Raw genomic sequence first — 13,379 nt, 5'->3', positions numbered from 1 at the left:
GCGGGCCGCTGCTGTTGGCGGGCTTGGGGCTACTTCTTGACCGCGCGGGTGCGGGCCAGTGCAGTGGCGCCCGCGGCGAGGCCAAGAAGTCCGGCGACCAGCCCGATCCAGCCCGCGACCTGGCCGCCGTTGGAACCTGTTGCCTGCGTTTCCGATGCCGGCGCGGCCTCCGGCGTGGCCGATGCGGAACCATCAGCCGCCTCCGCCGCGGTGACGACGAACGAGGGCGCGGGGTGGTGCTCCTTCGCCTCAGCGGCCGGAGCAGAAGCTGCGGCGGAGGAGGTTGCGGACGCGTGGTCGTGTTCGGCCTCGGCCGCGTCGGCCCAGTTGACGGTGGTGCCGTCGGTGTAGCCCTGGGCCGCGGGCAGCATCAGGGTGGTGCCGGCTGCCGGGAGCCGGCCGACGGACAGAGTGAAGGTCTGGAATTCCTTCTGCCCGATCTGGTGGGCCGCATCGGCGGTCCAGATCACACTGGTTGGGGCGTTGGTGACGGTTGCGCCTGCAACTTCCACCGGCTTAGGCAGGGCGGAGGTGACCACCTGCGCCTTCCAGCCGTCCATCGGCTTCACGGAGACCGAGGTCAGCGGGGTGTCGGTGGGAAGCTTGACCTCCAGCCGGTTGGTCTTGGCCGTATCCGATTCGTTCGGAACGCTGAACGTCAGTTTGGTGAAGCCGCCCTCGGCGGTTGCGGAGGGGTCAACCGTGACGTGCGCAGAGGCGGCGGCGGCACCGGCGGCCAGGAAGCCGGCCGTGAGGGACGCGGCAGCGGCGGTCTTGAGGGTACGGCGAATGGAGGTGTTCATGAGGGTAATGCCTTTCACAGAAAAATCAGTCAGGGGCGCGTGCACCATCGATGCGTCATCAAGGCGACACGGGCAGGTAGCTGCACGCCGCCGTCGGGTCCTGGCTGGAAAAGCGGAACAGTCCATAAAGGACGGCCCGTTCTGAAAGGAACCCGTCTAGGCGGCCAAAGGCACGGGCGGCCCGCGCCGGGTGGGCAGGCACACGCCGGCGCGAATGCGCGGGAGGTTGACCGGAGTTGGAAAAGGCGCAGGGACGCGGGCGGGAACGATAACTGCCGGTTCGGGCCGTCGGATAAGCGGCTGCAGCCAGGAAGCAAGGGCTGACAGCACGCGTTCGCCGTGCGCCAGCAGGACCGCGGTGCACAGGGTGGCCACGGCGTGCGCAGCGAACATCACGCCGTCGGATGCCGCGGAATGGACGCTTCCGGCGGCTGCCGAGCCTGCCGCGGCCAGCACGTCTGGAGTCATGGCAGCCGGACCTAAAGCACCCGCATGGCCGGAATGGCCCTGCATCAGCGCGGCGGACTCCGGTGCGGCCGCACCGGCGCCGCCCAGCGCATAGAGAGCCCAGTGCAGCCACAATTGGCCGGCACCCAGCAATGACACCAAGGCAGGGGCGGAGAGGCGGAACCGGGTCAGTGCGGCGACGGGAACCAGTGTCACGGCGAACAGCGCCGCCAGGATGGCCGCTGTGGGAAGCTGGCCGCCGCCCGCAAGGTGTCCGCCGGCGGCAAACCCGATAATGAGCGAACCGATCAGCCCGGTACGGAAAAGCCGGAACGAGGCACGGGGCATCATCAGCGGTCCTTTCCGGAAGATCGACGGGCACAGGGGGTGTCCCAGCAATTCTACGGGCCGGCCCCTGCCGCTGCCCTGTCCCCATCATCCGGACCACCATTCCGGGCCGCCCAAACCCGTAATAAACGTGGCGGGGCCCAAGGTTTTCCCACGCTGCCGTGTTTACGGTCGGGGTGTCACAGCAGCTCCGGGCCCGATGGAGGGAGGCACCAATGGAACTCCGAGGTCCCCTGCGCCTCTTCCGCGCAGCCCTGGTCATGTCACTGGCGGTCTCCCTGGCCGTGGCCGGTCACGTGCTGGGTGGCGGGCAGCTTCCGGATATCGGGACAGTTGCCGTGACGGGAGCAGTCCTGTTGGCCCCGGCCGCCTGGTTCGCACGGCGGCAGCTATCGTTTGCTGTCCTTTTCGCCCTGCTCGGCGCCGGCCAGCTGACGCTGCACATCGCCTTCGCAGCTCTCTCCCCCGGGGCTTCCTGCTTGCCCCAGCTGACCCTTACCCCGCCGACGCACTACGGGCATGGTGGCCTGAGCTGCACGGCGGCAGTGGAAACCATGTCCATGGATATGGTGGCCATAGACGACGGAGCCAATTCGGCCGCCATGCTGGCAGGCCACCTCCTCGCCATGCTGGCCACCGCCTGGCTGTTGCGGAGGGGAGAGGCCGCATTGTGGCAGCTCCTCGCATGGCTCCGCCCCCTGGTGCGGCTCCCCCGGCCCGCCGGGCTCACGCCCGCCCGCCACCGTCCTGCGGCCTGGCCAACGGTCTTCGTCGCTGCTCACCGCCGCAACCTGCGGCACGACACCCTTCGCGGTCCGCCCTTGGCCGCCCTCCCGCGCACCACTTAGTAACCTTCCTGCGCATGGCCAACGAGCCTGCGGAGGGGTGCCGGGACGCCGCCTGACCATCCCTCACCACTGCTGCCCCTCGGCGCGAGCGCGGCAGCACCCGCGAAAGGCCCTGTCATGACCACCTCAACAACCCGTGCTGCGAAGTCGTCTGCACTGAAAACCTCTGCCCTGAAAACCGTCACCGTCGTCACGGCGGCGGCTGGCCTTATGGTCCTGGGGGTGGGGTCGGCATCCGCCCACGTCCACGTGGACCCGGCCTCGACCTCGGCCGGCGGCTTCTCGCAGCTGACCTTCCGGGTTCCCAACGAGTCAGCTGCCGCCAAGACCACCAAGGTCACCGTCACGTTGCCGACGGCGACGCCGTTCACCTCCGTCTCGGTCAAGCCCATGGACGGCTGGACGGCGAAGATCACCGAGGCGGCCCTGCCCGCACCCGTCACGGTGGAAGGCGCCAAGATCACCAAGGCAGCGGCCACGGTCACTTGGACAGCCGATGCGGCCCACCAGCTCGGCCAGCATGAGTACCAGACGTTCTCCATCTCGGTCGGCCGGCTCCCGGAGGCCGGGACCACTGTGGCCTTGCCTGCGGCACAGACCTACTCCGACGGAACGGTGGTGAAGTGGGACCAGCCCGAGACTGCCGGCCAGCCCGAGCCCGAGCACCCGGTCCCCTCATTCGTCACCACTGCGGCGGCGGACGAGCACTCCCATGCGGCACCGGCTGCCGCGGCGGCTCCCGCCGCAGGCGGCACGACTGCAGATACGTCAACTGCAGACACAGCAACTGCGGACACAGCGGCGGCAGCGTCGACCACCCCGGTCGCGGCTGCGCCTGATAACACGTTCGGCATTGTTGGCCTCGGCGCAGGCCTGCTCGGCCTGGCCGCCGGGACGGCGGCCCTGGTGCGGACCCGGAAGCCGCAGCAGAACTGATCCCCCTCTGAGAATGCCAGGAGCCCGGCCGCGCGACTGCGGCCGGGCTCCTGGCATTCACGGGTTTAGGCGCGGGTGACCACGAGCGCCGCGCTGTGCCCGCCGAACCCGAAGGCATTGACGAGTCCCGCCGTCGCGGTGCTGCCGCTGACGGTGCCGGTGATCACGTTGAGGTCCACCTCGGGGTCAAGGGCGTCCACGTTGTAGGTGCCGGGCAGGTCGCCGGTCCGGAGGGCCTGCAGCGTGGCGATGGCGGCAAGGGCTCCCGCTCCGCCGAGCAGGTGCCCGGTGAGCGACTTTGTGGAGGTCACCGGGACCTGGTCGCCGGCAATGCTCTTGATAGCCTGCGCCTCCAGCCGGTCGCCCACGGGGGTCGAGGTGGCGTGCGCGTGCACGAACCCGATGTCCGTCCCGCGGAGGCCGGCGGAGGCAAGGGCCTTCTCCATGACCCGCACCTGCATGTCCGGATCGGCTGCCACGATGTCGTTTGCGTCCGAGGTCACGGCTGCCCCGGCTATGCCGCCCAGCACGTCCGCGCCCCGGGCACGTGCGTGTTCCTCGCTCTCCAGCACCACGATCCCCGCCCCCTCGGACAGCACGAACCCGTCGCGGTCCCGGTCGAACGGCCGTGAAGCCCGCTCCGGATCGTCGTTGCGCGTGGAGAGCGCCCGGATCTGGGAGAAACCGCTGATGATCAGGTCATTGACGGACGCATCAACGCCGCCGGCAATGACGACGTCGGCGGCCCCGGACCTGATCATGTCGGCACCCTGGGCAATCGCCTCGGCCCCGGACGCACAGGCGCTGACCGGAGTGCGTGCCCCGCCCTTTGCGCCGAGGTCGATGGAAACCCACGCGGACGGTCCGTTCACCATGAGCCTGGTCAGGGTGTGCGGCGAAACCTTGCGGGGACCGCCGTTGTCCAGTTCCCTGACCTGGGCGAGCACGGTGTCCATGCCGCCGTAGGCCGAGCCGATCACGACGGCCAGCCGCTCCGGCTCGACGCCCGGCTTCCCCGCCTGCTCCCAGGCTTCGCGGGAGGCAACGAGCGCCAGCTGCCCGCAGCGGTCCATCCGCTTCAGCTCGCGGGTGCTGAGGAACGCGCCCAGGTCCGCGGTGACCCGGCCGGCGATGCGCACCGGCAGGGCCTCAGCCCAGCCGTCCTGCAGCGCCGCGATGCCCGACCGGCCGGCCAGCATCGCTTCCCAGGTCTCGGCCGCGGTGGCCCCGAGCGGGTTCATGGACCCCATGCCGGTCACGACGACCCTGGTTGAACCTGAAGCGCTGGGTGAACCTGAAGCGCTGGTCAATCCTGTAACTGGTGTTGCGGCAGACGGCTGGTTTGTGGGCACGGATACCTTGCTTCGTTGGTTGGGAGACCGTTCGGGAGCCGGAGCCCCGCGTTGGCGCAGTTACTTTGCGGGGTTGTGCGTCCCGATAGGTACCAGCGTGAGGTCCGGATGGTTCTTCTCGATGCGGCGCAGGGCCCAGATGTCGTTGAAGAGGGCCAGGTATTCGCCGTCGGACCGCAGCAGTACCTCGGCGCCCGGCACGTTGGCCAGCGCCGGCATGGCGTCCGCCGTCGAGATCCTGGCCATGGAGTACGGGAGGCGCTCCAGCCGCATTGGCGCGCTGAAGTCGTGCGCCATACGGTCCTCCACCACCTCGAACTGCATGGGCCCGACGGCGGCAAGCACGGGGGCCTGGTCACCGCGGACGTCGGAGCGCAGCACCTGGATGACGCCCTCGTGCTCAAGCTGCTCGATGCCGCGGCGGAACTGCTTGAAGCGGCTGGGGTCCTTGGAACGGGCCACCTGGAAGTGCTCGGGGGCGAACAGCGGAATGGCCGGGAACTCCACGGGCTCCTCGAGGAACAGGCTGTCCCCCACGCGGAGCGAGGACGCGTTGACCAGGCCCACGACGTCGCCCGGGTAGGCCTCGTCGATGACCTCGCGTTCCCGCCCGAAAACCTGCTGCGCGTATTTCGTGGCGAAGGACTTTCCGGTGCGGGTCTGCGTGACCACCATGCCGCGCTCGAACACTCCGGAGCAGACGCGGATAAAGGCAACGTGGTCGCGGTGGGCCTTGTTCATGCCTGCCTGGACCTTGAACACGAAGCCGGAGAACGGGGACTCGACGGCACGCGGGGTGCCCTCGATGTCCGGCCGGGGCGCGGCCGGCGGGGCGAAGTCCACCAGGGCGTCCAGAAGTTCCTTGACGCCGAAGTTTAGCGCCGCGGAGCTGAACAGGATGGGGGTGGCCTTGCCTGCGTGGAAGCTCTCGACGTCGAAGGCGAGGTTGGACTCGATGACCAGGCCAGCCTCGTCAACGGCATCCGTCCAGTTGCCGCCCTGGCTTTCGGCGGCCTCTTCAGGGGTGAAGTACTCGGTGAGGGCAATGCTGGCGCCGGCGTTGTTCCGTTGGAAACGCGCGAACCTGTCGTTGCGCAGGTCCCAGACGCCGCGGAAATCACCGGAGATGCCCACGGCCCAGGTCAGGGGCATGGGCTGCAGCCCGGTGCGCTCCGTGATCTCGTCCATGAGGGCCAGGGCATCCAGGCCCGGGCGGTCCCACTTGTTGATGACCGTGATGATGGGAAGGTTCCGCTGCTTGCAGACCTCGAACAGCTTCATGGTCTGGGTCTCAAGGCCCTTGGCCGCGTCCACGAGCATTACGGCGCAGTCGACGGCGGCGAGCACACGGTAGGTGTCCTCGGAGAAGTCGGCGTGGCCGGGGGTGTCCAGCAGGTTGATCACGGTGTCCCGGTAGGAGAACTGCAGGGCGGCCGAGCTGATGGAGATGCCGCGGTCCTTCTCCATCTGCATCCAGTCCGAGACCGTCTCCTTGCGGTTGGCCTTGCCGCTGGAAGCGCCCGCGGTGCCAATAACCTTGGCGTGCAGGGCGAGGGCCTCGGTAAGCGTGGACTTGCCGGCGTCCGGGTGGGAGATGACGGCGAACGTGCGGCGGCGGGAGGCCTGTTTGTGGATCTCGTGCACTCGGGCGGGGCTCTGCACTTCTTGGGACACGGTGCTACTTTCACTGCGATCCGCGGGGGATCCTGATTGGAAAAGGTGGCGGCGGAACCTGCCAGCCAAGGCTTCAAGTTTATCGCAGGGGCGGAATCCGCACTGAAGGGGGGCCAAAAGTGCCCCCCGGCCAGCCGTCGTCGGACGCACTCCGGATGCCTGTTTGGCACGCCCCCAATGGGGCACTTTAAGGCTTGCCCGTGCGGTTGCTGGGGTAATCTACCTCTAGGATGGTGCATGCGGGAAACCGAGTACTTTTGATCCTGCCGGCGGACTATCGAAAACCGGCGAACCTGCAGGCCCGCCTGCACCTTTGAAGGGAATATCTATGGCTCGCAGCCCTGAAGAATCGCTCAAAGCGACTTTGGGGAGGGTGGCCCCGGGGACCGCGTTGCGGGACGGCCTGGAACGCATTCTCCGCGGACGCACCGGCGCCCTGATCGTCCTGGGCTCGGACCGGACCATCGACTCGATCTGTTCCGGCGGCTTCGACATCGGCATCGACTTCTCACCGACGAGGCTCCGCGAACTGGCCAAGATGGACGGCGCCATCGTTTGCGACAAGGATGCCAGCAACATCCTGCGCGCGGCAGTTCAGCTCGTCCCGGATTCGAGCATCGAAACTCAGGAATCGGGCACCCGGCACCGGACCGCGGAACGCGTGGCCATCCAGACAGGCGTCCCGGTCATATCGGTGAGCCAGTCCATGCAGATCATCGCCCTGTACGTCAACGGGCTGCGGCATGTGCTCGAGGGCTCCGAAAAGGTCCTGGCCCGCGCCAACCAGGCCCTGGCCACGCTGGAACGCTACCGTTCGCGGCTGGACCAGGTGACCAGTTCGCTGTCCGCCCTGGAGATCGAGGCCATGGTGACGGTGCGCGATGTGGCCGTGACCCTGCAGCGCCAGGAGATGGTGCGCCGGATCTCCGAGGAAATCTCGCAGTATGTGCTGGAGCTCGGCGAGGACGGCAGGCTCCTGTCCCTCCAGCTGGACGAGCTCACGGTGGGCCGCGGCCCCGGCAGCGACATCATCATCCGCGACTACGCCGGGCCGAACGCATCCCCGGAGGACATCGACGGCGCGGTCAGCGCGCTCCTCAGCCTCGGCCCCACCGAACTGATCGACCTCAGCAAGATCGCCGGAATCATCGGCTTCGCCGGCGGCGTGGACACCCTCGACGCCGTGGTGCAGCCGCGGGGCTACCGGCTCCTGTCCGGACTCAAGGCCGTGCCGAAGGCCGTCGCGGACAGGCTGGTGGACCACTTCGGCGGGCTGCAGTACCTCATGGCCGCAACCATTGATGACCTGATGACCGTTGACGGCATCGGCGACCAGCGCGCCCGCACGGTCCGGGAGGGCCTCAGCCGGATGGCCGAAGCCAGCCTGCTGGACCGCTTCCTGTAGGTCAGGTTCCTGTAGGTCCCGTCAGCCGAGCTGGAAGACCGTCGGCGGGCTGACCTTGGCGCCAAGCTTCGCGATGAAAACGTAATACCCGCTGCCGGCAACCGAACCGTCCGGCACCGTCTCGCAGCCCTGCACCGAACGGTTGCGCGGCCACGGGAAGTTCGCCGTTTCACTCTTGCCGGGCGCAATGGTCTTGACCAGGTCAGTACTGGCCGCCTGGCAGTCGGCGGATGAGAAGACGCGGTCCGAGCCGCTGGTGACCAGGAAGTCCATCTGCGACGTGCCGATGTTCACCTTGCAGGGAAGCTTCCCGCCGTTGGTGACCGTGAGGCTCAGCACCGGCTTCTCATCTGCAGCGTAGGACGTCTTGTTGGTGGCCGCCTTGACCGTCACGAGCTTCTGGTCGCACGTGGGCGAGGCCGAGGGGGTTGCAGAAGGGCTGGCCGACGGCGTTGCGCCCGGCTGCGCGGTGCTGCCCGCCGTTGAGGAGCCCTGCGTTGAGTCCTCTGCGGAGACGGCCCGCTCGGCGCCGCCGAGGAGGCTGGAAACCGTTGCGACACCGCCTGCAATCAGTCCCAGGACCAGCAGCAGCGCCACTCCGGCAAAGAGCCGACGACGGCGGTACACGGCGGGGCTCGGCTTACGGCTCGCTCGGGGCACCGTTTTCCCGGGTGCCGTTTTCTGTGCCGCCGGTTTCGGTGACCGGTTCCGGCCCGCGCCGGAGTTCGGAGTGTCTTGCCTGCCCATCCTTCTAGGCTAAGTAACGGCCGGGTTTCTGCTGCACCACCACGCCGCCACTACCCCACCATGTCCAATTCGTGACTCAAATTCGGGTGACAACTGTCAGCACGCTTACTAAAATTGAATCCCGGATACCACTTACCGGGCCGAGTTGGAGAGGACCACTGATGGTAGATCACGTGTCTGGCGGTCACCTCGAACGCGTTCTGCTGCCGCTGACGTTTGGCAAACATCAGAGCCAGGGCACTGCGTTCACGGTGCTTGCGGTTGAGATCTGGGACACCGGGATCGTGGTGAACCTGCATCTCGCCTCAGTCAATGACGACGAGCCGCAAACCCCCGAAATCGTTATCCATGACCATTTCGGCACAGAGTACCGCCTGGATGAGGTGGCCACCGTCGGCTCCCGCCAGCTGCAGTTCTTTGCGCCGTCAATACCGGAAGGAACGCGCAGCCTGACCATCCGCTCCGTGGATCCGAACAGTGCCAGTTTCGTGGTGGCCCTTGCTGTTCCGGCGGCCAACGGCCGCGGCGGTGAAACCCTGCACGGCCATGTGAGGCGGCTGCCCGCACGGCGGGAGGGACTGCCTCCCGCAGAGCAGGAAGCCAGCTGACGGCACCCGGCCGGGAACCGCGTCGGGGTTTTCAACTAGAGTGTTGGCATCAAAACCACAATCGATTACCCCGACCTGACGGACGTCCACTCCTCTCTGGAGGACTGGTTCGAGGCCGAAGCCCGGGATTTGCCGTGGCGCTCGCCCGACTGCCCGCCCTGGGGCGTGCTGGTCAGCGAGATCATGCTGCAGCAGACCCCCGTGGTCCGTGTGCTGCCGGTCTGGGAAGAGTGGCTGCGCCGGTGGCCGGAGCCTGCAGCGCTTGCTCGGGAACCCGCCGGTGAGGCGGTCCGCGCCTGGGGCCGGCTGGGCTATCCGCGGCGCGCGCTCCGGCTGCATGCTGCCGCAGTCGCCATCGAACGAGACCACGGCGGCAGGGTCCCGCAGGACTACGCCGAGTTGCTCGGACTGCCTGGTGTGGGCAGCTACACGGCGGCCGCCGTCGCCGCTTTCGCCTTTGGGCGCCGCGAGACGGTGGTGGATACCAACATCCGCCGCGTCCATGCGCGGCTCTTTTCAGGCTCCGCCCTGCCCGCCCCCGCCCTGACAGCCGCGGAGATGCGGCTTGCCGCGGAACTGCTGCCGTCCGACGCCGGCGGTTCCGTCCGCTGGAACGCTTCGGTCATGGAGCTGGGGGCGCTGGTGTGCACGGCCCGGGCACCCAAATGCGCCGCGTGCCCCGTACGCGACCGGTGCGCGTGGCTCGCCGCCGGCGAGCCGCCGCCGTCGTATACGCCCAAGGGCCAGGCGTGGCACGGCACAGACCGCCAGGTCCGGGGCGGCGTGATGGCGGTCCTCCGGCTGGCGGACGCGCCGGTGCCGGCCGAGATGTTCCAGCAGGCCCCCGCCGACCTCGGGTTCGAAGCCGCCGGCATAGGCGTGCCGCTGGCCGCCCTGCACCGGTTGAACTGCGCACCGGAGCAGCTGGAACGGGCGCTGGCGGGCCTCCTTGGGGACGGCCTGGCCGAACTGCACCAGGGCGGGTATCGGCTGCCCGGCTGACTGCCCCGCCCCGTACCGCCTGGCACCTGCCGCCCGGGTTTTGGTCTCAACTAGGCACCCACGGCACGGACCGGGTAACAATGAGGGCGCCAGTTTTGGCCGGCCGGGTCCCCTTCGGGACACCGGATCTACCCTGAAGTATGGGCAAGACAGGGGTACTTTTGGCCACAATCACGGCGACGGCACTCCTTTCGGGGTGCCATGCTTTCGAGGTGGCGTGCCCGGCAATGGGCCAGGCGTCAGGGGTCGCGGTCACGGTGGCCGCAGGCTACGCGCCCGAAGTGAAGACGCTACATGTGAAGGCCTGCCAGGACGGCAAGTGCAAAGAGGAAACCCTCCAGCTCGTCGCGGGCTCCGTGCCGGTTGACCTGGGCTGCGCCGATGATTCCGGGCCCGGTGCCGTGTGCGCGGCAACGTCCAAGCCGGACGGCACGCAACGGGGAATGCTGAATCTGGACACGCTGGGCGAGTCCCCGATCGACGTCACGGCCAGCGGGCGGTACGCCAACGGCAAGCCGCTGCCCGTCCGCACGCTGAGCTTCGCCCCCAGGGCCAGCTACCCGCTCGGCCGGCAGTGCGGGCGGTTCATCTCCGCCTCCGTGGTGCTGGACGCGGCGGGCCTCAGGCAGGACAGGTAGCCGGCCTCAACCCAGCATGCCGGAGCCCTCTCAGGGTTCCCCGAAACCGTCCCGTACCATCGCCGCCACATACGCGACGGCACGCTCGGCGTCGGGTCCGTACGCTTCCACGTGCAGCACCGATCCCTTGCCGGCACCCAGCGTCATCAGCCCGGTCATGGAGGCGCCGTCCACTCCGTTCACGGTCACTTCCGCATCCAGCGCCGAGAGGCCGCCGGCTATCTTGGCGGCCGGCCGGGCGTGCATGCCTGCGAGGTTGACGAGCTCGAAGTCGCCGCTGGCATCCGGGGCCAGGGCCCCGGGCTCACCCGCGGCCGGGCCATCGGCAACGGGCTGCATTCCGAGCCCCTTTCCGTCGGTCTTTCCCGCAGTGGCAGCCGCCGGGTAATTCTCTGCCTTGGGCCGCGGCGCGGGATACCCATGGGTGGCCTCGGCTGCACGCCGGACAGCATGGACGCTGGCTCCTCCCTGGGCCGCCACCGCTGCCGCCACGAGGCCCTCGATGATCGGGGCGTCGGCGAGGAGCACGGTGCCGCTGCCCTCGGCGAATTCCATGGCCGATTCCGCGGTCATCACAGCCGAGCCCAGATCGGTCAGCACCACCACACCATCGGCTCCGGCAGCGGTTTCCAGCGCCGCCATCACCTTTTCCATGCTGGTGCCGATCCGGCCGTCCGACGTTCCTCCGGCCGGCACCATCATCACGTCCGGTGCCATTTGGGCCGCGAGCTCCACGGCGCCCTCGGCAATCTTGTCACTGTGCGAAACCACCACGATCCGCACCGTCACGCGGCGGCTCCCGCGGCGGCGCGGAGGATGAGGGCACTTGAGGCGGCTCCGGGGTCCCGGTGGCCGGCGCTCCGCTCCCCGAGGTAGCTGGCCCTGCCCTTGCGCGCCACCAGCGAATCAGTGGCCACGGCGCCGGCCTCGGCAGCCTCCGCCGCGGCGATCAGGACCGCGAGCGTGTCGCCGTTTGCCGCCGCCGCTGCGGCTGCGTCAACGGCAGGGGTCCAGGCATCAACCATCGTCTTGTCGCCCGACTCTGCCTTTCCCCTGGCCACGATGCCGTCCCGCGCCGCCGCGAGTGCCGCAGCGAGCGCTGCGGCGTCGATGTACGCGGCATCTCCCAGCGTGGTTGCGGCCCGCAGGAATGCCGTGCCGTAGAGCGGACCCGCAGCCCCGCCGACCTTTGACATCAACGCCATGGCCGTCAGCTTGAGTGCTGCGCCGGGGGTTTCGGGAGGGGTTTCGGCCAGCTTGTCGAGCACGGCCTGGAAGCCGCGGTCCATGTTTTCGCCGTGGTCGGAGTCGCCGATGGCCCTGTCCAGCTCGATCAGCTCCACCCTGTGCTCCGCCATCGCCTGGGCCGACAGCGTCAGCCACTTGACGGCCCAGGTCACGTCGAGCCCCACCGCTACACGCCCCACCGCAGGGCCGGCGTGTGCACCGGCGCATCCCAGAGTGCCGTCATCTCGTCATCAAGCCGCAGCACCGAGACGGAGCAGCCCTGCATCTCGAGGGACGTGATGTAGTTCCCCACCAGGGAACGCTCCACCGTAAGGCCCCGCTCCGCCAGGATCTGCGCGGCCCGGCGGTAGACGATGTACAGCTCACTCAACGGCGTCCCGCCCATGCCATTGACGAACAGGAGCACCTTCTCCCCCGACGCCGTTCCGAGGTCGCTGAGGATCGGTTCCAGCAGGCGGCCGGTGATGCCGTCGGCGTCTTCCATGGCGATCTTGTGCCGGCCCGGCTCGCCGTGGATCCCGATGCCGATTTCGATCTCGTTGTCCTCAAGGTCGAAGCTCGGGGTGCCGGCATGCGGCACCGTGCAGGCCGAGAGCGCAACACCCATGGTCCGCACGTTCTGGTTCACGCGGTCACCGATGGCCGCCACCGCGTCGAGATCGTCGCCACGCTCGGCCGCCGCCCCGGCGATCTTCTCCACCAGGACCGTGCCGCCCACGCCCCTGCGGCCGGCCGTATACAGCGAATCCTCCACCGCGACGTCGTCGTTGACGAGCACGGTGCGGACTTCCACGCCCTCGGCCTGGGCCATCTCAGCCGCCGTTTCGAAGTTCAGGACGTCGCCGGTGTAGTTCTTCACGATGTGGACCACCCCCGCACCGGAGTTCACGGCGAGCGTGGCCGGAATGATCTGGTCGGGGGTGGGTGAGGTGAAGACGGCGCCGGGGACAGCGGCGTCGAGCATGCCGCGCCCCACAAATCCGGCGTGGAGCGGTTCATGCCCGCTGCCGCCGCCGGACACCAGGCCGACCTTGCCGGCAACGGGCGCATCCTTGCGGGTGACGTACTTCGGATCGGCGCTGACGGTCACTAGGTCTGCATGGGCTAGGCCGAATCCCTCCACGGATTCATCCACAACGGCGCGGGGGTCATTAATGAGCTTTTTCACGGCCGGCTCCTGGGCTCTCGGTCCTTTATTGGCATCCGTCAGGATGTGCTTTGACCCTACTACCGGCACCTCCTGTGCGGTAGTTCGGAAACGGCGGAAGGGACAGCCCCCAATGCTGTCCCTTCCGGCTTCCAAGAGTTTATCCAGCAAATTTA

The 13,379-nt window shown here is 68.4% G+C and carries 14 protein-coding genes; 6 read left to right on the top strand and 8 right to left on the bottom strand.

The features are described 5' to 3' along the window. Window positions 1-29: 29 nt before the first annotated feature. Entirely contained in the window at window positions 30-803 is a 774-nt protein-coding gene (locus DBZ45_RS07140) for a YcnI family copper-binding membrane protein (RefSeq protein WP_111903232.1), read from the bottom strand. A gap of 156 nt (window positions 804-959) precedes the next feature. Beyond that, entirely contained in the window at window positions 960-1,601 is a 642-nt protein-coding gene (locus tag DBZ45_RS07135; RefSeq protein WP_111903231.1) for a hypothetical protein, read from the bottom strand. 212 nt (window positions 1,602-1,813) lie between these two features. Between DBZ45_RS07135 and DBZ45_RS07130 the strand changes: the two genes are divergently transcribed. Both DBZ45_RS07130 and DBZ45_RS07125 read left to right on the top strand, forming a co-directional pair. After that, window positions 1,814-2,446, top strand: coding sequence for a hypothetical protein (locus tag DBZ45_RS07130; RefSeq protein ID WP_111903230.1), 633 nt, complete (start codon window positions 1,814-1,816; stop codon window positions 2,444-2,446). 117 nt (window positions 2,447-2,563) lie between these two features. After that, window positions 2,564-3,382, top strand: coding sequence for a YcnI family copper-binding membrane protein (locus DBZ45_RS07125; RefSeq protein WP_111903229.1), 819 nt, complete (start codon window positions 2,564-2,566; stop codon window positions 3,380-3,382). A 65-nt stretch (window positions 3,383-3,447) separates the two neighbouring features. Here the strand turns inward: DBZ45_RS07125 and DBZ45_RS07120 are convergent, their stop codons facing one another. After that, complete coding sequence (locus tag DBZ45_RS07120) at window positions 3,448-4,641, bottom strand: beta-ketoacyl-[acyl-carrier-protein] synthase family protein (RefSeq protein ID WP_111903228.1); 1,194 nt, start codon at window positions 4,639-4,641, stop codon at window positions 3,448-3,450. A gap of 153 nt (window positions 4,642-4,794) precedes the next feature. Then, window positions 4,795-6,408, bottom strand: coding sequence for a peptide chain release factor 3 (locus DBZ45_RS07115; RefSeq protein WP_111903227.1), 1,614 nt, complete (start codon window positions 6,406-6,408; stop codon window positions 4,795-4,797). A gap of 328 nt (window positions 6,409-6,736) precedes the next feature. Between DBZ45_RS07115 and disA the strand changes: the two genes are divergently transcribed. Next, entirely contained in the window at window positions 6,737-7,813 is a 1,077-nt protein-coding gene (gene disA, locus DBZ45_RS07110; RefSeq protein WP_111903226.1) for a DNA integrity scanning diadenylate cyclase DisA, read from the top strand. A gap of 21 nt (window positions 7,814-7,834) precedes the next feature. Here the strand turns inward: disA and DBZ45_RS07105 are convergent, their stop codons facing one another. Further along, on the bottom strand, window positions 7,835-8,473 hold the full coding sequence (locus DBZ45_RS07105) for a hypothetical protein (protein ID WP_317616950.1): 639 nt from the start codon (window positions 8,471-8,473) through the stop codon (window positions 7,835-7,837). Window positions 8,474-8,721: 248 nt separating this feature from the next. On the opposite strand from DBZ45_RS07105, the gene DBZ45_RS07100 reads away from it, so the two are divergent. The 3 genes from DBZ45_RS07100 (at window position 8,722) to DBZ45_RS07090 (ending at window position 10,808) form a co-directional block, all read left to right on the top strand. After that, entirely contained in the window at window positions 8,722-9,168 is a 447-nt protein-coding gene (locus tag DBZ45_RS07100; RefSeq protein WP_111903224.1) for a hypothetical protein, read from the top strand. 165 nt (window positions 9,169-9,333) lie between these two features. Beyond that, window positions 9,334-10,170: an A/G-specific adenine glycosylase gene (locus tag DBZ45_RS07095; protein WP_223256966.1), complete on the top strand. Its 837-nt coding sequence runs from the start codon at window positions 9,334-9,336 to the stop codon at window positions 10,168-10,170. A gap of 212 nt (window positions 10,171-10,382) precedes the next feature. Continuing rightward, a complete protein-coding gene (locus tag DBZ45_RS07090; protein WP_317616949.1) occupies window positions 10,383-10,808 on the top strand; it encodes a hypothetical protein in 426 nt (141 codons plus the stop codon). Window positions 10,809-10,838: 30 nt separating this feature from the next. On the opposite strand, the gene dhaM is transcribed toward DBZ45_RS07090, so the two are convergent. From dhaM to dhaK, 3 genes are read right to left on the bottom strand one after another with little or no spacing between them, the layout of a single operon-like run. Next, on the bottom strand, window positions 10,839-11,597 hold the full coding sequence (dhaM, locus tag DBZ45_RS07085) for a dihydroxyacetone kinase phosphoryl donor subunit DhaM (RefSeq protein ID WP_111903221.1): 759 nt from the start codon (window positions 11,595-11,597) through the stop codon (window positions 10,839-10,841). Further along, window positions 11,594-12,220: a dihydroxyacetone kinase subunit DhaL gene (dhaL, locus tag DBZ45_RS07080; protein WP_111903220.1), complete on the bottom strand. Its 627-nt coding sequence runs from the start codon at window positions 12,218-12,220 to the stop codon at window positions 11,594-11,596. Before dhaL ends, dhaM begins: the two co-directional genes overlap by 4 nt. A gap of 2 nt (window positions 12,221-12,222) precedes the next feature. Further along, window positions 12,223-13,224, bottom strand: a complete 1,002-nt coding sequence (gene dhaK / locus DBZ45_RS07075; RefSeq protein WP_111903219.1) for a dihydroxyacetone kinase subunit DhaK — start codon at window positions 13,222-13,224, stop codon at window positions 12,223-12,225. Between the last annotated feature and the right edge of the window lie 155 nt (window positions 13,225-13,379).

It is taken from the genome of Arthrobacter globiformis (assembly GCF_003261175.1).
Classification (GTDB): Bacteria; Actinomycetota; Actinomycetes; order Actinomycetales; family Micrococcaceae; genus Arthrobacter; species Arthrobacter globiformis_A.
Note: the sequence above shows the minus strand (reverse complement) of the source record. Positions and strands in the feature narration are given on the sequence as shown.